Origin of the sequence: uncultured Traorella sp. (genome assembly GCF_944327115.1) — a bacterium.
In the GTDB taxonomy this organism is placed as follows: Bacteria; Bacillota_I; Bacilli_A; order Erysipelotrichales; family Erysipelotrichaceae; genus Traorella.
On record NZ_CALVGS010000054.1, the window covers coordinates 24,356 to 51,185 of the forward strand.

The 26,830-nt window shown below is 40.6% G+C and carries 32 protein-coding genes and 1 riboswitch; of the genes, 7 read left to right on the forward strand and 25 right to left on the reverse strand.

Going from position 1 to position 26,830, the window contains the following annotated elements; all coding sequences use genetic code 11:
• Positions 1 to 53 precede the first annotated feature (53 nt).
• The 7 genes from Q0K35_RS05445 to Q0K35_RS05475 form a co-directional block, all read right to left on the reverse strand.
• A complete protein-coding gene (locus tag Q0K35_RS05445; protein ID WP_294561662.1) occupies positions 54 to 791 on the reverse strand; it encodes an amino acid ABC transporter ATP-binding protein in 738 nt (245 codons plus the stop codon).
• A 1-nt stretch (position 792) separates the two neighbouring features.
• Positions 793 to 1,551: an amino acid ABC transporter permease gene (locus Q0K35_RS05450; RefSeq protein WP_294561663.1), complete on the reverse strand. Its 759-nt coding sequence runs from the start codon at positions 1,549 to 1,551 to the stop codon at positions 793 to 795.
• A gap of 2 nt (positions 1,552 to 1,553) precedes the next feature.
• Positions 1,554 to 2,387 carry a transporter substrate-binding domain-containing protein gene (locus tag Q0K35_RS05455; protein WP_365936211.1) on the reverse strand — a complete coding sequence of 278 codons (834 nt, stop codon included), beginning with the start codon at positions 2,385 to 2,387 and terminating at the stop codon, positions 1,554 to 1,556.
• Between the two features lie 61 nt (positions 2,388 to 2,448).
• A riboswitch (Lysine riboswitch) is annotated at positions 2,449 to 2,613 on the reverse strand.
• 186 nt (positions 2,614 to 2,799) lie between these two features.
• Positions 2,800 to 3,159: a 50S ribosomal protein L20 gene (rplT, locus tag Q0K35_RS05460; RefSeq protein WP_071440652.1), complete on the reverse strand. Its 360-nt coding sequence runs from the start codon at positions 3,157 to 3,159 to the stop codon at positions 2,800 to 2,802.
• Between the two features lie 11 nt (positions 3,160 to 3,170).
• Complete coding sequence (rpmI, locus tag Q0K35_RS05465; protein WP_071440653.1) at positions 3,171 to 3,365, reverse strand: 50S ribosomal protein L35; 195 nt, start codon at positions 3,363 to 3,365, stop codon at positions 3,171 to 3,173.
• Between the two features lie 12 nt (positions 3,366 to 3,377).
• Positions 3,378 to 3,929: a translation initiation factor IF-3 gene (gene infC / locus Q0K35_RS05470; RefSeq protein WP_294561664.1), complete on the reverse strand. Its 552-nt coding sequence runs from the start codon at positions 3,927 to 3,929 to the stop codon at positions 3,378 to 3,380.
• Positions 3,930 to 4,087: 158 nt separating this feature from the next.
• Positions 4,088 to 4,828 (reverse strand): class I SAM-dependent methyltransferase, encoded by a 741-nt coding sequence (locus Q0K35_RS05475; RefSeq protein ID WP_294561665.1) that lies wholly within the window; start codon positions 4,826 to 4,828, stop codon positions 4,088 to 4,090.
• A gap of 317 nt (positions 4,829 to 5,145) precedes the next feature.
• On the opposite strand from Q0K35_RS05475, the gene gdhA reads away from it, so the two are divergent.
• The 3 genes from gdhA to Q0K35_RS05490 all read left to right on the forward strand — a co-directional run bounded on the left by gdhA (position 5,146) and on the right by Q0K35_RS05490 (position 8,001).
• A complete protein-coding gene (gene gdhA, locus Q0K35_RS05480; RefSeq protein ID WP_294561666.1) occupies positions 5,146 to 6,480 on the forward strand; it encodes an NADP-specific glutamate dehydrogenase in 1,335 nt (444 codons plus the stop codon).
• Between the two features lie 90 nt (positions 6,481 to 6,570).
• A complete protein-coding gene (locus Q0K35_RS05485; protein ID WP_294561667.1) occupies positions 6,571 to 7,497 on the forward strand; it encodes an AI-2E family transporter in 927 nt (308 codons plus the stop codon).
• An 18-nt stretch (positions 7,498 to 7,515) separates the two neighbouring features.
• The gene (locus tag Q0K35_RS05490; RefSeq protein WP_294561668.1) at positions 7,516 to 8,001 is read left to right on the forward strand and encodes a hypothetical protein; all 486 of its coding nucleotides are present in this window, start codon (positions 7,516 to 7,518) and stop codon (positions 7,999 to 8,001) included.
• Here the strand turns inward: Q0K35_RS05490 and Q0K35_RS05495 are convergent.
• The 9 genes from Q0K35_RS05495 to Q0K35_RS05535 all read right to left on the reverse strand — a co-directional run bounded on the left by Q0K35_RS05495 (position 7,989) and on the right by Q0K35_RS05535 (position 16,319).
• On the reverse strand, positions 7,989 to 9,152 hold the full coding sequence (locus Q0K35_RS05495) for a cation diffusion facilitator family transporter (RefSeq protein WP_294561669.1): 1,164 nt from the start codon (positions 9,150 to 9,152) through the stop codon (positions 7,989 to 7,991). The genes Q0K35_RS05490 and Q0K35_RS05495 overlap by 13 nt on opposite strands.
• A gap of 77 nt (positions 9,153 to 9,229) precedes the next feature.
• Positions 9,230 to 9,907 carry a TIGR00266 family protein gene (locus Q0K35_RS05500; protein ID WP_294561670.1) on the reverse strand — a complete coding sequence of 226 codons (678 nt, stop codon included), beginning with the start codon at positions 9,905 to 9,907 and terminating at the stop codon, positions 9,230 to 9,232.
• A 62-nt stretch (positions 9,908 to 9,969) separates the two neighbouring features.
• Positions 9,970 to 10,140, reverse strand: a complete 171-nt coding sequence (locus Q0K35_RS05505) for a hypothetical protein (RefSeq protein WP_294561671.1) — start codon at positions 10,138 to 10,140, stop codon at positions 9,970 to 9,972.
• Entirely contained in the window at positions 10,133 to 12,235 is a 2,103-nt protein-coding gene (locus tag Q0K35_RS05510) for a sensor histidine kinase (RefSeq protein WP_294561672.1), read from the reverse strand. The genes Q0K35_RS05505 and Q0K35_RS05510 overlap by 8 nt, the downstream gene beginning before the upstream one ends.
• A gap of 7 nt (positions 12,236 to 12,242) precedes the next feature.
• Positions 12,243 to 12,947, reverse strand: a complete 705-nt coding sequence (locus Q0K35_RS05515) for a response regulator transcription factor (RefSeq protein WP_294561673.1) — start codon at positions 12,945 to 12,947, stop codon at positions 12,243 to 12,245.
• Positions 12,948 to 12,974: 27 nt separating this feature from the next.
• Positions 12,975 to 13,637 (reverse strand): VTT domain-containing protein, encoded by a 663-nt coding sequence (locus Q0K35_RS05520; protein WP_294561674.1) that lies wholly within the window; start codon positions 13,635 to 13,637, stop codon positions 12,975 to 12,977.
• 96 nt (positions 13,638 to 13,733) lie between these two features.
• A complete protein-coding gene (locus Q0K35_RS05525; protein WP_294561675.1) occupies positions 13,734 to 14,171 on the reverse strand; it encodes a hypothetical protein in 438 nt (145 codons plus the stop codon).
• 36 nt (positions 14,172 to 14,207) lie between these two features.
• On the reverse strand, positions 14,208 to 14,666 hold the full coding sequence (gene rpiB / locus Q0K35_RS05530) for a ribose 5-phosphate isomerase B (protein ID WP_294561676.1): 459 nt from the start codon (positions 14,664 to 14,666) through the stop codon (positions 14,208 to 14,210).
• 21 nt (positions 14,667 to 14,687) lie between these two features.
• On the reverse strand, positions 14,688 to 16,319 hold the full coding sequence (locus Q0K35_RS05535; protein WP_294561677.1) for a putative manganese-dependent inorganic diphosphatase: 1,632 nt from the start codon (positions 16,317 to 16,319) through the stop codon (positions 14,688 to 14,690).
• Positions 16,320 to 16,462: 143 nt separating this feature from the next.
• Between Q0K35_RS05535 and Q0K35_RS05540 the strand changes: the two genes are divergently transcribed.
• Positions 16,463 to 16,936, forward strand: coding sequence for a GNAT family N-acetyltransferase (locus tag Q0K35_RS05540; RefSeq protein WP_294561678.1), 474 nt, complete (start codon positions 16,463 to 16,465; stop codon positions 16,934 to 16,936).
• A 9-nt stretch (positions 16,937 to 16,945) separates the two neighbouring features.
• Here Q0K35_RS05540 and pyrE read toward each other — a convergent pair whose 3' ends face one another.
• From pyrE to Q0K35_RS05555, 3 genes are read right to left on the reverse strand one after another with little or no spacing between them, the layout of a single operon-like run.
• Positions 16,946 to 17,575 (reverse strand): orotate phosphoribosyltransferase, encoded by a 630-nt coding sequence (gene pyrE, locus Q0K35_RS05545; RefSeq protein WP_294561679.1) that lies wholly within the window; start codon positions 17,573 to 17,575, stop codon positions 16,946 to 16,948.
• Complete coding sequence (pyrF, locus tag Q0K35_RS05550) at positions 17,572 to 18,279, reverse strand: orotidine-5'-phosphate decarboxylase (RefSeq protein WP_294561680.1); 708 nt, start codon at positions 18,277 to 18,279, stop codon at positions 17,572 to 17,574. The genes pyrE and pyrF overlap by 4 nt, the downstream gene beginning before the upstream one ends.
• A gap of 30 nt (positions 18,280 to 18,309) precedes the next feature.
• Positions 18,310 to 19,662, reverse strand: a complete 1,353-nt coding sequence (locus tag Q0K35_RS05555) for a dicarboxylate/amino acid:cation symporter (protein WP_294561681.1) — start codon at positions 19,660 to 19,662, stop codon at positions 18,310 to 18,312.
• Between the two features lie 299 nt (positions 19,663 to 19,961).
• Here Q0K35_RS05555 and Q0K35_RS05560 point away from each other — a divergent pair, with 299 nt between their 5' ends.
• Both Q0K35_RS05560 and Q0K35_RS05565 read left to right on the forward strand, forming a co-directional pair.
• A complete protein-coding gene (locus Q0K35_RS05560; RefSeq protein WP_294561682.1) occupies positions 19,962 to 21,215 on the forward strand; it encodes an MFS transporter in 1,254 nt (417 codons plus the stop codon).
• On the forward strand, positions 21,212 to 22,012 hold the full coding sequence (locus Q0K35_RS05565) for a glycerophosphodiester phosphodiesterase family protein (RefSeq protein ID WP_294561683.1): 801 nt from the start codon (positions 21,212 to 21,214) through the stop codon (positions 22,010 to 22,012). Before Q0K35_RS05560 ends, Q0K35_RS05565 begins: the two co-directional genes overlap by 4 nt.
• Positions 22,013 to 22,045: 33 nt before the next feature.
• Here the strand turns inward: Q0K35_RS05565 and Q0K35_RS05570 are convergent, their stop codons facing one another.
• Genes Q0K35_RS05570 through Q0K35_RS05580 form a run of 3 tightly spaced genes read right to left on the reverse strand, consistent with a single transcriptional unit; the run spans position 22,046 to position 24,996 of the window.
• Entirely contained in the window at positions 22,046 to 23,017 is a 972-nt protein-coding gene (locus Q0K35_RS05570; RefSeq protein ID WP_294561684.1) for a transketolase C-terminal domain-containing protein, read from the reverse strand.
• Positions 23,018 to 23,028: 11 nt separating this feature from the next.
• Positions 23,029 to 23,865 carry a transketolase gene (locus tag Q0K35_RS05575; RefSeq protein ID WP_294561685.1) on the reverse strand — a complete coding sequence of 279 codons (837 nt, stop codon included), beginning with the start codon at positions 23,863 to 23,865 and terminating at the stop codon, positions 23,029 to 23,031.
• A gap of 9 nt (positions 23,866 to 23,874) precedes the next feature.
• Positions 23,875 to 24,996, reverse strand: a complete 1,122-nt coding sequence (locus Q0K35_RS05580; RefSeq protein ID WP_294561686.1) for a 4-hydroxybutyrate dehydrogenase — start codon at positions 24,994 to 24,996, stop codon at positions 23,875 to 23,877.
• Between the two features lie 176 nt (positions 24,997 to 25,172).
• On the opposite strand from Q0K35_RS05580, the gene Q0K35_RS05585 reads away from it, so the two are divergent.
• Positions 25,173 to 25,832, forward strand: coding sequence for a GntR family transcriptional regulator (locus tag Q0K35_RS05585; RefSeq protein ID WP_294561687.1), 660 nt, complete (start codon positions 25,173 to 25,175; stop codon positions 25,830 to 25,832).
• Positions 25,833 to 25,880: 48 nt separating this feature from the next.
• Here Q0K35_RS05585 and Q0K35_RS05590 read toward each other — a convergent pair whose 3' ends face one another.
• The 3 genes from Q0K35_RS05590 to Q0K35_RS05595 form a co-directional block, all read right to left on the reverse strand.
• Positions 25,881 to 26,270, reverse strand: a complete 390-nt coding sequence (locus Q0K35_RS05590) for a hypothetical protein (protein WP_294561688.1) — start codon at positions 26,268 to 26,270, stop codon at positions 25,881 to 25,883.
• Positions 26,271 to 26,401: 131 nt separating this feature from the next.
• Complete coding sequence (locus Q0K35_RS11555; RefSeq protein WP_365936212.1) at positions 26,402 to 26,602, reverse strand: recombinase family protein; 201 nt, start codon at positions 26,600 to 26,602, stop codon at positions 26,402 to 26,404.
• Positions 26,603 to 26,608: 6 nt separating this feature from the next.
• Positions 26,609 to 26,830 (reverse strand): recombinase family protein (locus Q0K35_RS05595; RefSeq protein WP_294561689.1); only part of this gene is annotated, 222 nt, incomplete at its 5' end.

Below are 26,830 nucleotides of genomic sequence, written 5' to 3' on the forward strand. Positions count from 1 at the left end.
CAAAAAATATGAAATCATTGTAACATAAGAAAAGCATACCCTTGAAGATATGCTTAATTTGTCTGATTTGTAAAACGTGCCAAAAATTTCTTCAGCTGTTCGCTTTTCGGTGATACAAGAATATCCTGTGGTGCCCCCTCTTCAACGATCACACCTTTTTCCATAAAGACGACACGGGAGCTGACATCTCTGGCAAAGGCCATTTCATGGGTCACGACGACCATGGTCATGCCTTCCTCTGCCAGCTTTTTCATGACATCCAATACCTCACCGACAGTCACCGGATCCAAAGCACTTGTCGGTTCATCAAAAAGCATGACCTCACAATCCATGCACAGTGCCCTGGCAATGGCCACACGCTGCTTCTGGCCCCCTGAAAGCTGCGTCGAAGGCTTATCGGCAAAGGCATCCATGCCAACTTTTTTTAGATTCTGATGAGCAATCTTCAAGGCCTCCGCTTTATTTCTTTTCAAGACCTTCGTCTGAGCGATCAGACAGTTGTCAATCACCGACATGTTATTGAAAAGATTGAAGGACTGGAAGACCATGCCCACTTCCCTGCGATGCTGGTTGATGTCCCCTTCCAGCACATTTTTTCCATTGATAAATATTTCTCCGCTATCCGGCATTTCCAAAAGATTGATACAGCGCAGCATCGTACTCTTGCCTGAACCGCTGCTGCCGATAACGCTGACCACCTCTCCTTTATGAACCGTAAAATTAATATCTTTTAAAACTTCCAGCTCACCAAAACTTTTTGCCAGATGTCTGATTTCAATGACTTTTTCCATCTTATCGATTCTCCATGTTTTCTACGACCGTCGAGCTTGAAAAATAATTTGATTCCGTGTGATTGATACGCTTTTCAAGCTTCTTCATGATAAAGGAAGCCAGGCTTGTCAATATCAGATAGATGATTGCCGCAATCATATAGGCCGGAACCGTTTTATAAGTAGAACCGGCAATCGTTCTTGCCTGATAGAAAAGCTCCGTGATCATGATCGTACTCAGGGTACAGCAATCCTTGATATTTACGATCAGCTCATTTCCGATTGAAGGGAATGAATTACGTATTGCCTGTGGAAGTACGACATAACGCATGGCCTGCATACCGCTCATACCGATGCTTCTGGCCGCTTCTTCCTGACCGGCGTCGATCGATTGAATGCCGGCACGGATGATTTCTGCCATATAAGCACCTGTATTGATCGAAATTACGACCAATCCGGCAACAAAAGGATCCCATTGCAATCCCATATCAAAGACACCGAAATAGATGATCATGGCTTGTACCATCATCGGTGTTCCTCGGAATATCGTAATATAGATATTCATGATTGCATTAACGATCCATTTGATGACACGAACGACACTGCTTTCAGAAGGTTCATGCTTCACACAGATCACTCGTAAGGCACCCACGATCAAACCGATGATAAGTCCAACGACGGTACCTACGATACCAAGTATCAATGTCCGATAGATACCCATCCACAAAAGACTTTGATATTTTGTGACAAGGTCTATCATTGTCGAAATAAAATCAACCATACTTATTCTTCATTTGCAGGCTGTCTGCTAGCCGCATCCTTCATCATCTGATCACGCTCTTCCTGTGTAATGGAAGCTAATGCCTTTTGCACATCATCAAACAGCTCACTGTTCTTCTTGATCCCGATCGATACCGAAGTATCCGTCAGATCGACATCAAAGCCCTTGCCGCTTTCAAATTCAACCAGTGTCAGCGCATCACCATTTGCCGCAACATTTCCCTGTCCAACAGGTGTTTCAGCCGTCACACCATCCACGACACCGCTTAACAGAGCCTGTACGAGCAGCGGATAATTTTCCATGGCCGTCGCATGATTTACATTTGGTATCTGATCGATGACAGTATCATAAAGCGTCCCCATCTGTCCGGCAATCGTTGCCCCTGAAAAATCCTCCAATGAAGTCGCATTGGCATAAGGTGAATCCGAACGGACGATGATCGTCATATCTGATTCATAATACGGATCCGTAAAATCAATCGATTCACGTCGCTCAGGTGTGTCTGTCATACCGGCAATGATCAGATCGATGATACCGGAATTAATGCTTGTCGTTAAAGAATCCCATTCCATTTTCACAATCTCCAGATCCATGCCCAAGCTATCGGCAATTCTTTTCGCAATAGCCACATCATAACCATCACAATAACCGCCTGAGCTTAACGGAACATTTGTTTCATTTGCTTCTGCATCCGTCCAATTAAACGGTGCATAGTTACATTCCATTCCAACACGCAAGGTTTCTCTTCCTGATGTGGAATCTTCATCTGTGTTTCCTGAGCATCCTGCCAGAATCAAAGATGCTGCACATAAACTAGCCATTAATCTTCTCATCATATTTCCTCTCTTCCATATAAAAATAAAGCCGTGCTATTATAAAGCACGACTTTTGTCATCTCAATATAATAGCTCCTCTACATCAGTAGGAGTGTCATAGGTATTCCCTAAGACCCCAAGATACTGCTTCGCCAAACAGCTCTTTCGGCGATGATTGCCTTTCGCTCACTTCACAGTCCGCCGACTCCATGAGTTACTCATCTGCACCGCTACCTCTATCGGTTTTATTTGTCTACTATCCTAAACTTGTTTCATTCATTTGTCAATAGTAAATTTCATTTTTTCATTCTTATCTACGATCAATATGTTGAGATCTGTTTTACCACATCAGCTAAAGAGCTGTTTTCTGACTTTATAAAAAAAGGCTGTAAGCCATCCAATGTTCATCAGACGTTTTACAGCTTTTATCGTTTTATTTTTCCAATGCTTTCTTTGCCTTATCACAGATGGCAGTAAATCCCTTTTCATCGTGAATAGCAATTTCAGAAAGCATCTTTCTGTTGATCGTGATATTTGCAAGATTCAATCCATGCATCAGCTTGGAATAGCTTAAACCATTCATTCTTGCAGCTGCATTGATACGAGCGATCCACAGTTTACGCATTTCACGCTTTAACTGTTTTCTATCTCTATAAGCATAACGCAATGAACGCATTACCTGCTCATTTGCAGTTCTGTAAAGCAAATGCTTGGAACCAAAATATCCTTTAGCTAATTTTAATACTTTCTTTCTTCTGTTGCGTGCAACAGTTCCGCCTTTTACTCTAGCCATGACTCATCCTCCTATTTCTGTAACATCAATTTGATTCTCTTGTAATCTGAACTGCTTACCAGTCCTGATTTTGCTAATTGACGTCTTTGTTTTTTAGTTTTCCCATGGAAACGGTGAGAAGTATAAGCATGACTTCTCTTTAATTTTCCTGAACCAGTTCTTTTCACACGTTTTGCAAGTCCACTGTGTGTTTTCATTTTTGGCATAATCTTTTCCTCCTATTTACCAGTCTTTTTTGGTGCCAATACACAAGACATCGTATTGCCTTCAAGGTTTGGCTTCTTTTCCACATTGGCCACATCGCTCATGGCTTCCACAAACTCATTCATGATCTTGCGGCCAACCTCAACACGAGTAATCAAGCGTCCACGAAAACGCATATCGATCTTGACCTTCATCCCATCTGTTGCCCATTTACGTGCCTGACGTAATTTAGTTTCAAAATCATGAGTATCAATTACAGGAGATAAGCGTAATGGCTTTACCTCTGTAACATGCTGTTTCTTTTTAGCTTCCTTTGATTTTTTCTGCTGTTCAAAATGATAGCGACCGTAATTCAAAATCTTGCATACCGGCGGATTTGAATTCGGCGAAACACACAATAAGTCTAGATCCTGACTATACGCAATCTCTAATGCCTCCTGACGAGATTTGATTCCCAGCTGTTGTCCCGTTGGACCTATCACAAGAACCTCTCTAAAACGAATTTTTTCATTTACCAAATCGTCATTGACATTATTTGGAATCACTTTTTTGTTAATAATCGACACCTCCTGTTTTTAAAAGAAAAAATGGGCACAAACCGCACCCATGCTCTGTACTTTAACACTTTTTGTACAATGTCGCATTGACCCACAGACACTATCTGTCGGGTGAGAAGGGGTGCTTCTTCTTTCCACATTTCTTCAACGGGGTTATCATACCCTATTTAAAGCCTTTTGTCAACAGTTTCTCTCTTTTTTGCTTTCACCATCAGCATCATCGGCCGACGCATCTCATCACGCATCCATACACGCGCTTCTTCACTCGGCATCGCTTCTTCCACATCTTCGATCTCAAAGCCACATTCCAACAGACCATGTAAGATCTGTGTTAATGTATGATGGTATTTCATGACCTTTTTTCCCAAAAAGACCGTTTCTCTTTTTCCCGGATAAAAATAGTTATCGATCGGCCAATAAAGGGGTTTTCCCTGATCATTACAGACCCACTCTTCACGGACACCGGAAGTAAAAACAGGATGTTCGATATTGAAAAGAAAGATTCCCGATTCTTTTAATGTCTGATAGACATGCCGGTAAACAGCCTGGATATCTTCTATATAATGCAAGGCCAGATTTGAAATCACAAGATCATACGTATTTAGTGGATATTCGTATTCCTCGATACCGCAGATACGATACGTAATTTTTTCATCGGCATTTCTCACTTCAGCTTCATGAATCATTTTTGTGCTCATATCGATTCCTAACACATGCAAAGCACCCCGTTTGACAGCTTCTTTGCAATGCCATCCATAACCGCAGCCAAGATCCAAGACATTTTTGTCCTTTACATCGGGAAATAAATTTTTCAGCTGATACCACTCACCTGCTTTTTCAAGTCCCTGACTTCTTTCCATATTTGCATATTCTTTAAAAAAAGAATCATCATCATATATATTTGTCATTCAGCTCACCCTCTATATTAAAACGAAAATCATAATTGAAGTCAATATCTTATCTTATAATCAAATTGAGGCGATTCTATGAGATGTGAATGTTCAAAGTTCAAAGCAATCAAAGGTAAAGCTTTCTTTTTAAACAACAGCACCTCTCTTTCTAAGGGCAGATGAATAACTCTCATCAATACATGCATTCCGGTATCCCAGATGCTTCTGATTGATTCATGGATGTAAATCTGTGAAAAATTTATGAAATTTTTTTAAACTTGTTTTCAAATATTGGAAATAAGGCTATAATATATTTATAAAGGAGAAATCATTTTATGAACCAATTTGATGCAGTAAAAGAAAAACTATTAAAGCGCAATCCTCATGAACCTGAATTTCTTCAGGCCGTGGATGAAGTGCTGGATTCATTAAAGCTTGTTGAAAGCAAGCATCCGGAATACTTAAAAGATAACCTTTTGGAGAGGATCGTGGAACCTGAAAGAGTGATCATGTTCCGTGTTCCCTGGGTAGATGATGATGGAAACGTACAGGTCAACCGCGGTTATCGTGTACAGTTTAATTCCGCATTAGGACCTTATAAGGGTGGTCTTCGTTTTCACCCTTCCGTTAACTTAAGCATCATCAAATTCTTAGGATTTGAACAGGTGTTCAAGAATTCGCTGACGACACTGCCATTGGGTGGTGGAAAAGGCGGCAGTGACTTTGACCCGAAAGGCAAGAGCGACGGTGAGGTCATGCGTTTCTGTCAAAGCTTCATGAATGAATTATATCGTCATATCGGTGCAGATACCGATGTTCCTGCCGGTGATATCGGTGTCGGCGGACGTGAAGTGGGTTATCTGTTTGGACAATATAAAAAGATTGCCAATCAGTTTACAGGTGTATTGACGGGCAAAGGCCTTACGTGGGGCGGTTCTTTGACACGTACGGAAGCTACCGGCTATGGTCTTTGTTACTTTACAGAAGCGATGCTGAAGGATCACGGGAACACGTTTGAAGGCAAGAGAGTGGTCATCAGCGGCAGCGGTAATGTGGCCATCTATGCTGCTGAAAAGGCGATGCAGTTACATGCCAAGGTCGTAGCACTTTCTGATTCAAACGGTTATATCTATGATGCTGATGGGGTGGATCTTGATCTTGTCAAAGAAATCAAGGAAGTCAGACGCGGACGTATCAAAGAATACTGCGAAACGCATAAAAACGCTGAATATCATGAAGGCAGCAGTGGTATCTGGACGATCCCTTGCGATATCGCCCTGCCATGTGCCACTCAAAATGAATTAGATGAGAACAGCGCCAAAACATTAGTGGCAAACGGATGTATTGCCGTTGCAGAAGGAGCAAATATGCCGACAACGCCTGAAGCAATTCACGTTCTCCAACAAAATCATGTACTCTATGCTCCTGGAAAAGCCAGCAATGCCGGCGGAGTTGCCTGCAGCGGACTTGAAATGTCACAGAACTCACAGCGTTTAAGCTGGACATTTGAGGAAGTTGACAGCAAATTAAAAGGAATCATGGAAAATATCTATGAAACGGTTTCTAAGACAGCTAAGGAATACGGTGCAGAAGATAACTTTGTAGTTGGTGCAAATATCGCCGGATTTGAAAAAGTTGCGAAAGCCATGCAGGCTCAAGGAATCGTATAAGGCACTTCAGGTGCCTTTTTTTATTGGAAAAAGCAGTTTTCTAATAATTAACTGCAATCATTTTCTTGTTTTTCAGGCATACAATGAAACATGGATCGTACTAAATTAAGATGGATCATCATTTTCTTATCCATCTATCTTTTTTTTAAATACTGTTTTTTCGTTTTAGCGCCTTTTATCTGCGGCTTTATGCTTGCAAAGCTGATTTCCCGTTTTAAAGGCTCCTCTTTCATCGTTTATTTTCTTCTGCTGCTCTTTATTTTTTCGGCCCTCTTTTTTGTGATCATTTTCTTTTATATGCAAATCAAGCAGGTTTATTTTGATTTACCTGCTTTTATCGAAGCACTGCTTGCTTACATGAATAATGATCATTTTCTTTTACAGCTCCTTCATGAACCAATGATCGCTTTGCTTCAAAAAATATTACCGCTGGTTTCTTCTTTTTTGATTTTGCTGCCAAAGATCCTTTCCTTTCTTTTTATGACAATGCTTCTTACCTTTCTTTTTCTTTTGGACATCCATGCCCTCGGACGTATTCTTCTTACCCTGTCACCTTTGCTTTTTCATCAGGCACAGGCACTTCAGACCATCTTATTTCAGACCTTCTTTTCCATGCTGATCTCTTCTTTCAAATTATTTTTGATCACAGGCAGTCTTTGTTTTTTAGGACTGTCGATCTTACAGATCGACCATGCCCTTTTTTTATCATTGCTGGCTGCAGCATTTGATTCAATGCCCCTTATCGGTATCGGCTTCATCCTGCTTCCCTATACGATCTATCTCTTTCTTATTCAAAGCAATAAGGCTTTTTCTCTCTTGATGCTTTATCTTATCATTACGGGACTTCGTTTTTTCATCGAACCGAAAATTCTTTCGAAGCAGCTCGATATTCCTTTGCTGCTTCATCTCACCATGATGTTTATCTGTTCCTATCTTTTCGGATGGATCGGTTTTTTCTATGCCCCTATTTTTTGTGTCTTGCTTCTTATATGGTATAAAGAAAAACAAAAGGGCTAGAATAACAGGGGTGAACTTATGAAATATCTGTTGATGCTGATGCTTTTCTCTTCTTCGAGTGTTCAAAGTGTAATATACAATACACCAACCTCACAGTATTATGTCATTGATACCGCTGTTGATCCTATTCAGATTCTTGTATTAGAGGAAAATATGAAACTTCCTGTCGCTTGTATCGCTGACCAAAGCTATTTGCTGGGACAGGTTGATTTCACAGATCAAAGCGACTGTCTGATTGCCACATTAAATCAGGCATATGACCTCAATATTCAAGAATATGTCGATCTGAAAGACAGCTACTCTAAGGATGACTTGCTTGCATTGAAAGAAGCCGGCCTTCCTACATTGATACAGACCGTCTTGTCTGTTTCACATTCTTATTCGCTTTCAGAGATCTATGCTGTTTATGCAAGTGCAAATAAAAATGAATTTCGTTATGAAATTCATCATTTGACTTATGTAAAGATTCACGAAGAATATCTTCCTCTCAATTATCCGTTGTAAGGACGTTCAAAAGTAATGACACAATAATACTTTTCTTTCTTTTTCGAAAGCATCTCTTGAAGATGCTTTTCAATTTCCTCTTTTTTGACAGGACATGAATAAGGAATCACACAATCGAAAATCAAATTTGAATGGGTCTTTCCCAAAACCGCCCGGAAATCGTGGATCTTCAGATCATCCGAAAGCTCCCGGACACAGGCAGATACCTCTTCCTTAAGCTGATTGATCAACGGATTATCTAAAACGATCGGATCCAGATGAATGACCAGATGGATACCTTCTTCTAAAAAATCCTTTTCAATTCGATCGATCAGATCATGGGATACGAGAATATCGACCTTACTGTCAACCTCCGCATGAGCGCTGACAAAGCAACGGTTAGGGCCATAGCTGTGGACCATGAGATCATGAATGCCGTAAATACCGGGATAACTGCAGATCTTCTTTTCCATCGAAGCTACAAATTCCTTATCCGGTGCTTCTCCCAGGATCTTATTTGCGGCATCCTTCATGATGGAAATACCACTGATAAAAATTAAAATTGCGACACCGACCCCCATGTAGCCATCCAGATTCAAATTGAAGAAACGATACAGCAAGGTCGCAGCTAATACTGCTGTGGTCGAATAAACATCATTGATGCTGTCCTGAGCACTTGCTTCAAGAACCGTTGATTCTATTCCTTTGGCACAGTTTTTATAAAACTGATACAAAAGAAGCTTTCCTACAATTGAAGCACATAAAACAACGACCAGCAAAACAGAAAAATCAATATCGCTCGGATGCAGTATCTTGTCTAAGGAAGAGCGGAACAGCTCAACACCTAAAAGCAGGATCGATAAAGCTACGATACAGCTTGCCAGATATTCAATTCTTTCATGACCGAAGGGATGCTCTGCATCTGCTTCCTTGCTGCTCAGCTTGAAGCTGATCAGAAGAATCAGTGAATTGCCCGCATCAGAAAGGTTGTTGACACCATCTGCCAGAATGGAAACAGAATGAAAGACAATGCCGGAGATCATCTTCATCAAAGATAAAGAAATATTCAATATAATTCCTACATAACTGGTCATCCGTCCTACCTGCTCACGCTGCTGGGCCGTTGCCTTTCCTTGCACATTTGCTTTTTTCAATATAAACTTACTTAACATATTCTCACCTTTTTGCTATTATACAACTTTTAAGAAAAGTTTCAATAAAGAAAGCCATCTTCTTAGAAGAAGATGGTCTATTTTTTAGGAACTAAGGCAATGATCCGATCTGCCAACACGCTAAATGGCATGGTCTGCAGCCAGACCTTTCCCGGTCCTTCCAAGGTTGCGACAAAGAAACCTTCACCTGAAAACAGTTTATTTTTCATTCCTTTGACAGTATCAATATCAAACTTCACCGTTTCTTCGAAAAAAGCCACATATCCCTGATCTACCTTGATTTTCTCTCCTGCGGCAAGATCTCTTTCTACCAGATCCCCGTCAATTTCCAGAAAAGCTACTCCCTGGCCACTGAGCCGCTGCAAGATAAAGCCTTCACCGCCAAAAAAGCCGGTTCCTAATTTCTTACGAAAATGAATGTTGAGCTCAACTCCCTCTTCGCTCGCTAGAAACGCTGTCTTCTGGGCAATGATCGACTTGCTTCCATCCAGTTTCACAGGCATGATCCTACCCGGAAATGAAGAACCGAAGGCAATGTTTCCCCCATCCTTAGTACAGGTGTAAGCAGTCATAAAAATAGATTCACCGCTAAAGGCACGCATCAGTCCTTTCATCGCTCCGCCGCGGGTAGATGTTTCCATCTCAAAGCAGTCATCCATCCAGCACATGCCTCCCGATTCCGTTACGATGCTTTCATTTTTTTCTAAGGTACAGCTAACGACCGGAAGCTGTCCTCCCTTGATTTCATATTTCATACAAGTTCCTCCATCTGATTATAGTATAGCATACATAAATTGGAAAAAACCGTATTTTTTAATTATTCTGAAAACTTTCCTCCTGTAAAAAAACAATACATTCCATAAACCAGACAAACGATCCCTCCGGCAATCATGATCATCTCGTTCATATCAATTCCTTCCATGAGCGCAATGGCACCGATCAAAGAGAATATGATTCCCAGAATAAGATAGCGCATATGCTCATTCATCAATATTTTCCTTTCTGAAAAAACGAATGATGACTTTAAACAGATCACCGTCAATCTCGATCTTAAATTCACCGTTTTGAATTTCCGTAAAGCTTTGGGCAATAGCCAATCCAAGACCGCTGCCGCTTTCATGTCTTGATTTATCACCACGTACAAAGCGTTCAACGATCTCTTCCGGTGTGAAATTCATCTCCGCTTCGCTCATATTTTTCAATTCAATTCTTACCGCATCATTTTCATCCCTTACATCGATATAGACACGGCTCTCCGGCATGGCATATTTACCGATATTCGTAAATAGATTTTCAAAGATGCGGCATGTCTTGCCTCCATCCAGATACAGCATGATTTCATTTTTATCATAATGACTGATGACCTTCAAATTTTTCGACTGCAGCATCTCTTCGCTTTCCGCACATATCTGCTCGATCAAAGCAACGATATTCAAATCAACGCAATCCAGCTGAACATTGCCGCTGTTGACCTTGCTGACCTCAAAGAGATCTTCGATCAATGTCGTCAGACGGCTGGAATAATAAGCCAGATTTTTTAGATATTCCTGACGTGTTTCATCGCTGATGGATTCATCCTGAAGCAATACGATATAGTTTTTGATGCAGGTCAGAGGAGTTTTCAGATCATGGGATACATTGCTGATCAGCTCGGTCTTCATATTGGAAGATTTGATCTCATCCTCGACTGCTTTTTCAAAGCCGCTCTTGATATGGGCAAATTCCTCATTCAATGCATTAAAGACACCAACATCCCCGCTCATTTCCTGATCAAAATTTCCTTTGCTTAATTCTTCGGCAGCCTTTAACAGCTTCTGATAATCCTTTTGTATCTTCTTGACCTTATTCAAAAGCCAGAAAAATAATCCCAAGACATAAAGGATCGCAAACACATAACCAAAAGGTCCCCAGACAAGCAATAAGATAATGACAAGCTGGATCAGCATAAACTGCATCAATGGCCGATTTACAGGCTGACTGAGGTCCACTTCCGCAAGCTGATTCATTTTCCTTTTGATCCATTTACAGAATGCCCCGATAAACGTATCTTCTCTTACATACCGTCCAAAACCATGGGCAAACATATATTTGATATAATATAACCCCAATGAGATCATAAATAGAGTGATGAACCATATCAAACCATTGACAAAAGGTACGATATATTGAGGATATGCGATCTGATAGATATTTAAAAGACGTCCAAAAGAATCATTCAGAGAATAATAGCTGATAAAAAGACAGGCGGTACATCCGATGCTGATCAGAATGCAAAGAATAGAAAACATGATTTCACCCTTCTGTTTGATGATGCTTCTGAAAACAGGTGCCTGCTCAACGATGGATATCGGATAGATCAGGAAAAATAAGATCAATACCGCTGAGAAAAGAAGCAGTGATATGACCGCAAAACCGTTATTATTTTCCCAATTATCCAGCATATAGGTAACATAGCCGAAAGATGTCAAACTTGAGGGTACGATCATCGTGATCTCAATATTTTTTGGCATATTGATCGATACCCCTTCTAAAGAAGGAAATTCATTGCCCATGAAATAAGCGGTATTCTGATAATCATCATAATAAGGTATGATCAGATCAAACAGATTGAAATCACTCGCTTCTTCAATATGAAGATCTCCTTCATTGATGATCTTCCCATCTCCATCAAATCGTAAAAGATCATAAAAATAATAATCATTGATATCATCGTTTTCATGAATGCGCTCATAATGATTGGAAAGCTGTGTTTTGGTCATTGTCTGTGTGACCTGATAGACAAAATCCGCATCATCATCAAATTTATACCGGATATCATTGATGATCTGATCCATCATTTCCCCGATCTGTTTTTTGTCTTCATCGCTGACGCTTTCATCAAAGGAAAGCAATTGATAGCTATCATCGACCTCTTGTACGATCGAAAGCACAAACAGCTTCATTTCTCTTTCCAGCACCGGATGAACCTGTATATTTTCTTTTACGCTTGTATGGGCCTTTCCTGACAAAAAAACAAAGCTTGAGCTCATAACAAGCAATAAAAGGGTAAATACGATCATAAAGATATTTTTCTTTTTTCTCATAATCTTCCTACTTTCTTTCTATCTTATAGCCAATGCCCCAAACGACCTTTAAGTATTCGGGATGCTTTGGATTCACTTCGATCTTTTCTCTAAGCTTTCGTACATGGACCATGATCGTTTCCGTATTGACCGCCTCTTCCTTCCACACCGCTTCATAAATTTCCTCTGCCGAATAGACGCGTCCCGGATATTCCATCAGAAGCTGGAGGATCGCAAATTCCTTCGCTGTCAGGCGAATCGTCCTTCCATTGACGCTGACTTCCTTTGTAAACGTATCTAATTCCAATCCGCCAACGATCAGCTTATGGCTGTTTTCTTCAACATTGCCGCCCTTCAGCTTTAAGATCTGGTCATAACGGCGAATATTGGAATTCACTCGGGCAATCAGTTCCATAGGCTCAAAGGGCTTGGTCACATAATCATCAGCCCCTAAATTTAAACCGGTGATCTTATCGATATCTTCGCTTTTTGCACTTAAAAAGATAACGGGAACATCATCTGTTTCTCTAAGCCTCATGACCATCGTCAATCCATCCATCTTCGGCATCATCACATCTGCGATAACCAGATGGATCTTATGCTCCTTCATCTTCTCCAATCCTTCCATGCCATCAACGGCCTCTATGACCTCATAGCCCTGATTCTTCAGGAAAACAGCCACCGTTTCCCGGATCCCCTTTTCATCTTCTACTACAAGTATCGTATGTTTCATATCTCACTCCCCCTCGCCTTTTCCATTTTATACGATTTTATCATTTTTTTGAATGACTCTTTTATAATAAATGGCTCCGCCGATCACCAGAAGCAGCGTAATGAGTGCGATCATGATCGTCATGACAAGATCCCCGCTCTTAAAAGAAGCTGACAAAAAGGTCGATGTGATGATGCTGGGAATACGTCCGATCGTTGTCAATGCCAGCCATTTCACCAAACGGATATTTCCCAGACTGACAAGATAGGTCATGACATCCTTGGGCGATCCGGGTATCAGAAATAAGACAAAGATCCAGAACATGCTTTTTTTAGATGCGATCAGCGCTTCTGCTTCTTTTACTTTGTCGGAAGCAAACATGACATCAATGATCTTATGACGGAAGATGCGCACCAGGCCATACACAAGCAGCGTCCCGAGAAATGAGCCGATCAGACAGATCAGCGTACCATTCCATGCACCAAATAAATAACCGCTGGCCAGCTCCAGGGGTTCTCCCGGAAGAAAGGCAAGAAAGATCTGGGCAGCGATCAGTCCGATCATGGATAAGACCTTAAGTCCTATTGGCATAGCTTCAACAGTTTCAAGAATCTTATTCATATCAAAATTCAATAAACTTACCACTGTAATTATAGCTAAGACAATGACACATGATAAAAGGATCATTTTATTTTTCGTTGACATTTTCATATCTGATTCTCCTAACACGATCATTCTAAGCAATACTTATAAAAAGAAAACAGAGGAAATTCTTAAATTTTTCTAAAAAAAATAGAAGCAGTGCTTCTATTCGTATTTCTTAAAAGCTTCAGATAACTTATTAAGATCCGTACCCTGTTTGGTTACCATCAGATACTCCCCATTGATAAGCGCATCATAGCTTTCATCCGTTCCATTCTGATTGATCGTTACCTTACCGCTGTTTTTGATTTCTTTCATCCAGCTGGATATTTTTTCATCCTGCATGTTCATCCGATATAAATAGACCGGATTTCCCTGATATTCAAAGGCTTTTCCTTCATGGGCATTGATATCGACGACTTCCATATCCTTGGCATTATCATATTCCAGACCCTGTTGATCAAAATAAGAAAACATATCCTTCATTTCACTTGTTTTGACAGGCTGATTTGCCGACGGATCTTCCTGTGTCACTTCATTCTGGCCAAACCAGCTGCATCCGCTTAGCAGCATTGATAAACATAATATATATAAAAGTTTCATAAAATTCCTCCCATAGCTACTATGGGAGGAATTTGTTTATTTATTCATCAAACCTTCATTATTTTCAATTTCTTCGATCATCTTTACACGCCGGGCATGACGTCCTTCTTCAAATTCAGCTTCCAGCCAGCTGTCAACGATCATCTTCGCCAGCTCAATACCCACGACACGTGCCCCAAATGAAAGAATATTGGAATTATTATGCATTTTTGATAATTTGGCACTATACGGCTCCGAGCAGGTCGCACAACGAATGCCCTTCACCTTATTGGCCGCAATACCGATGCCGATCCCTGTACCGCAGATAAGGATGCCGCAATCTACTTCTTTATCGACGACTGCATGTGCCACCGCCGCTGCTGCTTTGGGATATGGATAACTTTCTGTGCTGTCTGTACCATAATTGATGATCTCATATCCTTTCGCCTGCAAATATGCCGAGATTTCTTTTTTCATCTCTACTGCCGAATGATCATTTCCGATTCCTATTTTCATATTTTCTCCATTTCTATGATCTTACATCATCTTAAGTAAATTAGAAAGCTTTGGTACTAATTGCTGCTTACGGGAGATGATCTCACTGTCATAACCGCTCATTTCATCAATTTCCGTTTCAATGAGATCCTTCATGATATTTTTAAGCGGACCGCTGTAAACGAACATGCTTCCTTCAGCCATGATATTTGAGAACATCATGATCACCAGATCATAATTTTTCTCACTCTGTTCCTTTTCGATATATTCCTTAAACGAAGGAAGGATCGATTGGATATCTTCCATATGTTCAAAATTAGTCTGCCCGATTGCTATCTTATATTTACCGATTTCATAAGTTTTCAGGTCACGGTTCAAGATATTTTCAGGAGTGCTCTTTTTCAGTGAGATCGAAGCACTTAATACACCTAAGGCAAATTCATTGAGATCAACCTGTGCCAGATCGGCAAGCCATCGTGCCATTCGTTTATCAAATTCTGTCGTTGTCTTCGATTTAAAATACATCGTATCACTGATGATGGCACCCAGCATCAGTCCCGCAAACTCTTTTTCAGGCGTAATCCCGTTTTCCTGATATATCTGTGCGATGATGCTTGAGGTACAGCCGCAGCGCATATTGCGATAATAGATCGGATATGTCGTCTGGATATCACCGATATGATGATGATCGATGATTTCTTCTATGATCGCTTCATCAATATTATTGATGGTCTGATTCTTAGCGCTGTGATCGACCAGAATGAACCTGCGCCGTTCATAATTGCTTAAATGATAACGAGAGATCGCTCCTACGATATTTCCAAACTGATTGATGACCGGATAAGAACGATAACGGGTATGTGAAAGCCGCTGGGAAACATCATTGACATATTCGGTATCCAGACAGGTAACCACATTGCGTGTCATCACATATTCCACCGGTATTGACTCTGTGATCACCTTGGCCACCTTCATCGTATCCAGATCGGTCTGAATGATCGCACAGCCTTTTTTCAAGGCCAGCAGACGGTTTTCCTCTGATACCTGCTCCTTACAGGTAATGATCAGACATTTGACGCCACATTCGATCAGCTGACGCTGTTTTTCATCTCCATCGCTTAAGATAACGATGCTGTCTTTGAATTCTTCCGAATAATGTGATCCGTTGATCAGCGTGACGATATATATGCTTCCATCACTTTCATAATGGTCCGGTTCGATGATGATCTTCCCCTGGATCGTATCGGCAATCTGTTTGACAGAGGCCTTTGACATCAGGGAGTTGAGCTGTTCATCGCTCATTCCCCTCGTACTGGAAAGATTGGAAGTCGATATGATGCCTTGCAGCTTAGAATGTTCATCTACGACGAATAAGGATTTGTTTTTTACCGTATAGAGCTTTTGCCATGCCTTGGCCATCGTCATATTCATCGGGATCAAGGTCGGCTCATCCATGGCGATATCCCTTAACTGGCTTCTGGCATCTTTTAAAAGAAAGGGTCCTTCGACATTGAAACGTTTGAGGATATATTTTGATTCGTCATTTAATGCTCCTAAACGTACAGCGATGGCGCTTTCTCCTAAAAGCTGCTTTAGATTTGCATATGCCAATGCACTGCATATGGAATCTGAATCAGGATTTTTATGTCCTGTCACAAAAATTGTTTTATTCACTTTTTACCACCTGCTTTTATGATAAACGAAATATGCTTTTTTTTCAACCAAATTCATTGAACATGAGCATTTTCTGCTTCAGGATTACATAAGATTTCAAACTCATATGAAATATGATAAAATAAGAAAAAAAGGAGGTTTTTATGCATATAAGAAAAGCTGAAGAAAAAGATGTCAAGCGAATCAATGCCCTTTTGATACAGGTGAATCAGATCCATCATGAAGGAAGAAAGGATCTGTTTAAGGCAGGCGGCAGAAAATACAGCGATGAGGATCTGAAAAAGATGCTTCATGATGAAAAACGCCCTGTCTTTGTAGCTGTGGATGATAACGATGAGGTCATGGGATATGCCTTCTGCATCTTCCAACAATATGTCGATCATCCGATCATGACCGATATCAAAACGCTTTATATCGATGATTTATGTGTTGATGAAAAATTCCGGGGACAGCATATCGGTACAGCTCTTTATGAATATGTCGTTGATTTTGCGAAAAAGAAGAAGTGTTACAATGTGACCCTGAATGTGTGGTGCCTGAATGAAAAGGCCATGCGGTTTTACGAATCCTTAGGACTCCGACCACAAAAGATCGGTATGGAAATGATCTTAAAATAAAAAGCCGGATCATTTCATCCAGCTTTCATCATTGGGATTATCTCTGAATCGGATCAGATTTTCGATCTGATCTTTTTTTATGTAGCCTTCTTCAGCCGCAACTTCCAAGAGGGTATCATAGTCACTTGCGGATATATTTTGAACATGGTGCTCTTCAAGCCGCTGGGCCGCTTTTTTCATGCCATAGGTAAAGATGCTGGCAATGCCCAAAACCTCTGCTTTTGCTTCCCGCAAAGCTTCTACGACTTCGATGCAGCTTCCTGCCGTAGATATCAGATCTTCAATAACGACGACCTTCGTATGCGGTTCACATTTTCCTTCGATACGGTTATTCCGGCCATGATCCTTGGCACTGGCACGCACATAGCCCATAGGTTTGTTGAGAAGCGTTGCTACGATGGCTGCATGAGCAATTCCCGCCGTACTTGTTCCCATGACTGCTTCACATTCAGGATAATGCTCCTCAATGATCTTCGCAAGGGCATGCTCGACATCATTGCGTACCCTGACATCCGATAAGGTCAAACGATTGTCACAATAGATCGGACTTTTGATACCGCTGGCCCATACAAAAGGCTCTTGGGGACGTAAAAAGACAGCCTGAATAGATAATAAATCTTTCGCAATCAATCTTTTCATGCTTCAGCCCCGCTTTCAAACTCCCGGCTTGCCTTGCGATAAGCAGCGAGTGGATCACTGCTTCCGGTAATCGAACGGCCGACAACGATATAATGTGACCCCAATTGATGTGCCTTGGCAGGTGTTGTCACACGCTTCTGATCACCCTTAGAATCACTGGCAAAACGAATGCCCGGTGTTACCGTCACAAAATCTTTGCCGCACTTTGCACTTACTGCCGCAACCTCCAAGGGTGAACAGATAACCCCGTCACAGCCGGCAAGTTTTGCGTTATATGCATAATGCTGTACCGTTTCCTCCATGCCATGATCGATCCACAGCTCTTCATGCATTCTCTCTTCACTGGTGCTGGTCAGCTGCGTCACAGCCAGCAATATTGCCTTTGAATGCATCTTTACCAAGGCATCTTTGGCTGCTTTCATCATTTCAATCGTACCGCCTGCATGAACATTGATCATATCGACATCCAGCTTAGCCAGATTCATCATTGCTTTATATACGGTATTGGGAATATCATGAAGCTTTAGATCCAAAAAGATCTTATGGCCTCTTTTTTTGATCTCATGAACGATTGCAGGCCCTTCCGCATAAAACAGCTCCATGCCAATTTTAACGAACGGCTTTTCTTCTGTGAACCTCTCCAAAAATTCTAATGTTTCCTGCTGACTTGAAAAATCACAGGCAATTATGACCTCTCTTTTCATTGTGTACCTCCCTTTTTAAATCATTTCAGCTTATTCTTTGCTTTCCGCATAATAAACGTCTTCATCCAATAATTTTTCACTCTTGGCGACCACCATCGAGCATGCGGTATCACCTACGACATTTAAAGCCGTACACAGCATCTCGATCGGACGATTGATTGCCAAAATCAGCGTATAAGCCATCAACGCCATATCATTGCCGTATCCCATGCCGGAAAGGATCGTAAAGAGAATGACAGCCCCTGCCCCCGGTGCGGCCGGTGTTCCGATCGAAGCCACCAGTGCCAAGATACCTACCACCAACAAGGCTTGAAAAGTAATCTCATAACCGCCGCAGCTGGCAATAAAGATCGTTGCAATCATCTGCATGATCGCTGTTCCATCCATATTGATCGTCATCCCCAAAGGAAGCACGAATGAAGCAATTTCTTCATGAACGCCCAGCTCCTTCGTTGCCGTTTTCAAGTTCAAAGGCAATGTCGCTGCACTTGAAGAGGTAGAAAAGCCAAACAGGGCTACCTTGCTGACCTTCTTGACAAACTGCCTCGGATTGACGCCGGCTGCGATCCACACGAACAGCGCATAACCGAAGATCAGCACGACCAGCAGCAAGACAACGGTCAAGATCACATAGGCTAAGGCAGGCTTCAAATAATTGATGCCATAGACCGCAAAGGTTCTCGTAATCAGCACGAAGATTGCCAGAGGACCAAATTTATGAATGATGAAGCCTAAGATGATCGTAATGATATCACTGATTTCTTCACAAAGCTTTTGGAAGGTTTCCATCTTTTTCTTACTTGAATTCATCGCCAGTCCGATGCCGATCGCCATGACCAGTACAGCCAGCACGCCACTGTTATTTGAAAAAGCCGAAGTAACATTATTTGGCATCGCTTCTAATAAGATATTCAGAGGATTGCTTCCTGTTGTACTGGTGGATGTTTCAAGTCCTGCCAGGGACGTATTGCTGAAAAAGCCCATCTGATACGTCACATAGCCGGCAATCGCGGCAAGAATCAATGCCACTGTTGTTGTAAACAGGAAGCATATAAGCGTTTTTGAAGAAATACGGCCTAATTTTTTAGTATCGGTGATCTGAATCATCGCCAAGACGATGCTCGTAAATACCATCGGAATGATAACTACCTGCAAGCCGCGGATAAACAGCTGTCCAAGAATATAAAATATTCCCAAGGCACTTTCATTGCCCTGTGCGGTAATATCAGCAAATAATAATGAATTGATCTGATTCCACAGTTCTGCATTGCCATTAGCATTCAGATTTTCACGCAATGCGATCATGGCAACTCCGCAAATAAGCCCGAATAATAAAGCAAGCATCATTTTTGCGGCCAATTTTGTTGTAGACTTTTTTGACATAACTCTCTCTCCTTATAAAAAAACCTCATAAGTCGAGACTTATGAGGAAATCATATAAACAGAAATAGCCTGGATACAGCTAAAAAAATGTTGTCTGTCATCCTTCATAGTCTCTCGTACTATATTAAAGGTTGTCCGTATCTATTATAGGAAAAAAGAAAGAAATGTCAATTATGAATTTTGTCATTTTTTAGTAAAAAATATATAAAATCAAATTAAATAATATAAATAAACCACCTTTTTATATTTTGTTATGAAAGAAAGAATGCTACAATAGAAACATAAAAAAGGAGTATATGATGAAACTAAATACAAAACAAACATTTTTTATCGGACTTGCCTTTATGTCTATCTGTGCCTTCTGGCAGCTCTATGACCAAATCATTCCCTTGATGCTGGATCATACCTTTCATCTGAATGCGACGCTGATCGGTATCATCATGTCATTTGATAATATCCTGGCTTTGTTCATGCTGCCATTTTTCGGAAGTCTTTCAGACAAGATTAATACCCGTATAGGAAAAAGAATGCCCTTTATTCTGACAGGCACCTTCACTGCCGCAGTCTTTTTGATCCTGATACCGATTGCCGCCAATATGAAATCAATCGCTCTTTTCATCATCGCCCTGGCCTTGACCTTGATTGCCATGCAGTCCTATCGATCACCCGCAGTTGCGCTTATGCCCGACTTAACACCCAAGCCTTTGCTTTCAAAAGCCAATGCCATCATCAATTTAATGGGAGCCATTGGCGGAATGCTGGCACTGATCCTGATCAGCCTCTTCGTACCCGAAGGTGTTGAAAATTATCTTCCTTTATTTATTTCTCTCGCTGCTATCATGCTGGTAAGTGCAGCATTGCTGTTCATCACTGTCAAAGAAAAGAAGCAAACGATTGAAAGCAGCAGAGATGAACCGCTCATACAGTCACATAAGCAGCTGCCTAAGGATGTAAAGCGTTCCTTATCCTTTCTTTTATTTTCCATTGCCTTTTGGTTCATGGGCTATAATGCAGTTACCACCGCCTTTTCCCGCTATGCTGCTGCCGTATGGGATAAAGGAGCCGGCTCAAGTGCTACCTTAATGCTGATCGCCACAGCTGCCGCAACGATTGCCTACCTTCCTATCGGACAGTTATCCGCAAGATTCGGCCGCAAAAAAATGATTCAGTTCGGTATCATCTTATTAAGCTTCAGCTTTCTTGTCGGCGGCTGGTTCACAAGTCTGTCACCGCTCGCTTATCTTATCTTTGCCTGCGTCGGTATCGCCTGGGCCAGCATCAATGTCAACAGCTACCCGATGGTCGTGGCAATGGCAAGTGAAGGCGATACAGGAAAATATACCGGCATCTATTATACCTTCTCCATGTCTGCACAGATCATCACCCCGATCCTTTCCGGCCTCTTTATCGATCTGACAGGCTATGGCTCCTTATTTCCTTATGCCTTTATCTGTACCTTATTGGCTTTTATCACATTTACACAGGTAGCACATGGCGATGAAAAATGTGCCGGTGCAAAAGGAATCGAAGCGTTTGAGGAGATGGATGCATGATCTGGTTAGTGATTTTTTTATTCTTATTGCTGTTTTTCTATCTCTTTCTGATATTTCCCCGCTTTTCAAAGAAAAAGGAACTCTTAAGGTATCAATCTGTTGATTATGCCCATCGTGGACTACATAATGAAAAATATCCCGAAAACAGTCTGAAGGCCTTTGAAAATGCGATAAAGCACAATTATGGCATTGAATTGGATGTACAGCTTACCAAGGATGATGTCGTTGTCATATGTCACGATTTTAATTTAAAAAGAGTCTGCGGCATTGATAAGGAAATCGATACCTGTACTTATGAAGAGCTGTGTCAATATCGCCTTTTCAATACTGAATATACGATTCCTACGCTCAAATCTGTCTTAGAGCTGATCGATCATCAGGTTCCCATCATCGTTGAAATCAAACAAAAAAGCATTGATTGTAAGACCTGTGAGCTGACAGCACGATTACTGGATGCATATCATGACAACTATGTAGTTGAATCCTTTAATCCTCTGGCCATGCATTGGTATATGAAACATCGCTCACATGTCATACGAGGACAATTAAGCAGTGATTTTTCTAAAAACAAAGAGGTTCATCCTCTCATGGGCTTTCTATTTAAGCACTTATGTGCAAATTTTCTCTCCCGGCCGGATTTTATTGCTTATGATATCAAAGATGCCCATGAATTGAGCTTTCAGCTGTTGAAAAGGTTTATTTGCAGCGTTGGATGGACATGTAAAAGTGAAGATGAATTTAAGAAAGTAAGAAATGATTATGATATCATTATTTTTGAAGGATTTCTTCCGAAATAAAACAGCGTGATTTTATGACGCTGTTTTATTATATTATTGGTTATTTTTCTTAGAAATCGCTTTTCTGACCCCGTTTTTAATATCTTCAACGCTCATGTGCAATACTTTTTTCAAGTAATCCACATTACCGACCTCCCCAAAACGATCTTGAGCACCCAGACGGACAAGCGGAGCCGGTGCATCTTCACAGAGAACTTCGGCGACAGCACTGCCAAGACCATTGATGATATTATGATTTTCAATTGTTACGATAGCGCCGGTTTCTTTAGACGCCTGAATGATCGCTTCACGATCGATCGGTTTGATCGTAAACATATCAATGACCCTTGCATCGATTCCTTCCTGTTTCAACTCAGCTGCGGCTTTGCAGGCATCTGCCACACAGATACCACTGGCAATGATGGTCACATCCTTTCCTTCTCTTAACAAATTGGATTTGCCAATCGTAAAAGTAGAGCCTTCTTTATAGATCTGTTCACTTTTCTTTCTTGAAAGACGAATATAATATAAACCATAAAGATCTTTTGTCTGACGAAGCATATCTGCCAATACATTTGAATCTGCAGGTTCAATGATCGTGGCATTTGGAATGCAGCGCATCATACCAATATCTTCTAAAGGAATATGCGTTCCTCCATTGCTTCCTGCTGTGATTCCCGGATCAGACCCGATGATACGGACATTTAAGTCAGCATAAGCCACCGATACAAAGACCTGATCCATCACCCTTCGTGTCGCAAAGGGAGCAAAGGTGTGTGCAAAAGGTATAAGCCCTGTTTCCGATATGCCCGCAGCCACACCGATCATATTTGCTTCCTGTATGCCACAGTCGATCGTTCTTTGAGGATATTTTTTAGAGAAAGACGTCATCTTAATGGAATTGATAATATCCGCATCTAAATAGATCACACGGCCGTCACTGCCTGCCAGCTCATCCATGACTTGCGCAAAGACTTCTCTCATTTCTTTGCTTTCAGGTTTGATTTCTTCACAAATCTGATACATACCCGTTCCTCCTAACTCAGCTTGGCAATCAGCTGATCAAGATGCTGATTGGCTTCATCCAGCTGTTCTTGCGTAAATGTCATATGATGATTATAGAAAACATCTTCCGCAAAGGTACAGTCTTTTCCTTTCACCGTGTGCAAAACGATCACCGACGGTTTTTCATTTTGCTTCTTGGCATTTTCGATTGCCTCAGCGATAGCCATGACATCATGACCATCGACATCCTGTGCATACCAGTCAAACTGTTCAAACTTTTTAGCGAGATCACCTACATTACAGATATCCTTTGTATAACCATCTAACTGCTTCTCATTTTTATCGATCAAAGCAATGACATGATTTAACTTTTTCGTTGACGCAAACAGTGCCCCTTCCCATACCTGTCCTTCATCACATTCGCCATCTCCTAAAAACAAATAGGTATACGCATCATTTTGCTGATAACGCAGCCCCCAGGCAATTCCCAAAGCTGTTGACATGCCCTGGCCTAAAGAGCCTGTCGTCATATCAATACCCGGAACTTTGTTTTTATCACAGTGACTTGGCAGTTTCGTTTCCGGCTGATTGATAGTCAGCATCCATTCCATCGGAAAGAATCCTTTCACTGCCAAAGCAGCATAAACAGCAGGACCACAATGACCTTTAGAAACGACCAGACGATCACGTTCTTCCCATTTCGGATTGTTAGGATCAACCTTCATTTCTTTTCCATATAAGACAGCCAAGGCATCGCTCATTGACATGGCTCCCCCGATATGTCCGGCCTTCGATGTGCCCAGACCGTAAAGAACCGTCTTACGGATCTGTGCGGCTAATAATCTTAAGTTTCTTTCAACCTTATCCATAACCCTCTCCTATTTATCATAGACACTCGTATAAATCTGCATCATCTCTTCATATGAAAGCTCTACATAATTATTATTTAAAAGACGCTGCTGTCCCTCAATCACACTTTCAGTAAAGACAGGAAGCTCTTCTTTCCTGATACCATATGTGCATAACGGTTTACGTACTAAGATCTGATCCATCAGGTGATACAAAGCATTTAAGCTTGTTTCCTTTTCTACCTGCAGTTCATTTGCTAAGACCTCTTTGAGATCATCAAGACGTCCATGAGGATCCTTTCTCTCATACATACGTAAAACAGCTTCAAACATAAGCTGATTTGCTTCTCCATGAGGAATATGATATGTTCCCCCTAAAGGATAGCTCATGGCATGAACAGCCGCACAGCCCGCATTACCGAAAGCGATGCCCGCAAAATTACTTGCCATCAGAAACTGATCAGCCAGCTGATTCCAGTGATCCTTCCCCTCTCGAATGACAGTCTGATATCCTTTTAAGATCATTGAAATGGCCTTACAGGAAAACATCTTGGAATATTCGCTAGCCTTTGGTGATAAATAAGACTCAACCGCATGAACCAATGCATCAATCGAACTTGTCGCAAAAAACTTATATGGCAAACTTTCAACCAATTCCGGTATCAGGACAGCTTTATCCGGATAAAGCGCATCATCCGCCAGACCTTTCTTCGTCTTACGACTAATCAGCTCCGCAATCGCAACATTGGTCACTTCACTTCCGGTACCACAAGTTGTTGGAAGTACGATCAACTCTCTTGCCTTATGATATTCCTTTTCTTTCATGATCATTTCATCAATACTGCCATCACTCTCTAAAACAAGAAATTTCGCAATATCAATGACCGTTCCGCCGCCAACAGCAAAGATACGCTGAATATCATTTGGCATATCTTTTTTTATTGACATGACCATCTCATCTGTTGGCTCACCGCTTCCATATTCCTCCTGAAAGATCAATGAGGCATTTTGTACATGACCTTTCAGCTTGCCCTCAGCCATAAAACGATTCGTGATAATCAGATCGCTCTTTGTCAGCTTTTGAGATTCAAAAAACTCTTGAACCGTTGCAAACTGATGAATCTCAGTTTTTAATAGAAACATTTTTTCCATATGTTATCCTTACCTCCGGCTTTATTATAACTCAGATTGTCGACAATTACAATATTATTGTGTACATTTAATATATATAGTGCACTTTTTAATAAAACAATATACAAATATTCAAAATGTTGATGAATTTATGATTGAATTATGATATGATAGAGCCATCAATCAATGGAGAACCTATGAAAAAGAATATATCAAGCTTAAGTGAAGAGGTCTATCAGCATTTATTAGATCAAATCTTCAGTAATCAGTTAAAACCAAAAGAAAAAATAGCGGAATCCAAGATTGCCGCAGAATTTAATACAAGCAGGACTCCGATCCGTGAAGCCATGCGCAAGCTTCAAAGTCAGGGACTTGTCAACATTTATCCAAATCGCCATGCGGAAGTAGCTTCCTTTACCACAAAAGAAATACAGGATATCGGAACCCTGCGTATTTCTTTAGATCTACTTTCGATCAAACTGGCGGCACTTTATGGAAGTCGTGCTGATTTTATATATTTAGAAGATCTGGCTCATCAATGCCTGCAAGCTTTTTATGATAAAAACGGTTATTTAAGAAGAAAATTGGATACCGATTTTCACATGGAGCTATGTCGAATATCACAAAACGAGCTTTTATATCAGATGCAGAAGGACCTGTCACTCAAAATACAGTTTATCCTGCTTCATTACGAATTCCCGATTGAAAATGAAGAAGAACATTTAAAACAGCATCTTACCATGATCGATCACATCAAGAATAATGAAATTGAACAAGCAAAGAAAATCAGTATTCAACACTTAATGGAATTCTACCATCTTGATATCAAAGATCCTGAAGAATTCTTTATGAAATAAGCAATCGCAATAAAATAGATGATCTGATTGGATCATCTTTTTTCAATCTTAGTCATTATGATTCCTATTTGTGATCAACAACGAAATCATATAGGCAAATAAGAATAAATTAATTACAAATAAAGTATGAAAGAGGGCAATTTCTTGTTTTTCCGCAAGCGAAATCAAGCTTGAATTCATCGTTAATGACACCCAATACGTAAAATAGCCTAAAAATAATGTCACAACGATAATAATCATGCTTCCTGCTAATTTATATAATCCGTCAGGATGTGATCGCATTTCCATATAAATACATAAGATCATATACATCATTGCGATGATCCCAAAACTTCCTATTCGAAAATCAAGATTGCTTATGCCGACAGCCCCACAGGCCATTACAAAGACTGACCAGAAAATAATGATGCACCATAACCAAAATTTTAATGATTTCATAAATTTCTCCTCTTCATTTTATATGTTTTTATTTTCATAAACACTTTATCTCTTATCAAAGCATTGTTCTTGTATCTTTTGATATTCAAATCTGTTTAGCTCATACCATATCGCCTTTATAAACTTCATTTTCAAGTATGGCAGTAATAGAAGAATCTCGCCAGTTTGTTTTTCCTAAAACTTTTTTCTTCATTTAAAATGTTAGATATAGTTTGATAAGAGTTTCCCTCATAATAAAGATTAAATATTCTTTTAACAATATCTTTAGTAGAGTAGTCTATTACTAATTTCTTATCTTCATGTTTATAACCTAGTGGTGCTCGACTTGGAATATGTCCTTATTTAATTGCTCCTGCTAAAACGATTTTTGTTCTCTCTGATGTTCTTTCAATTTCATTTTGACTAACACTCATTAATAGTCTTGAAATCATTTTACCATTAGCATTAGTTGTGTTTATTTCATCATTAGCACAGTCTAGGTAGGCATCATTTTCTTCTAAAAAGGTCATTAACTTTTCCCAGTCAAAGATACTTCTTGTTATTCTATCTAGTTTTAAAGC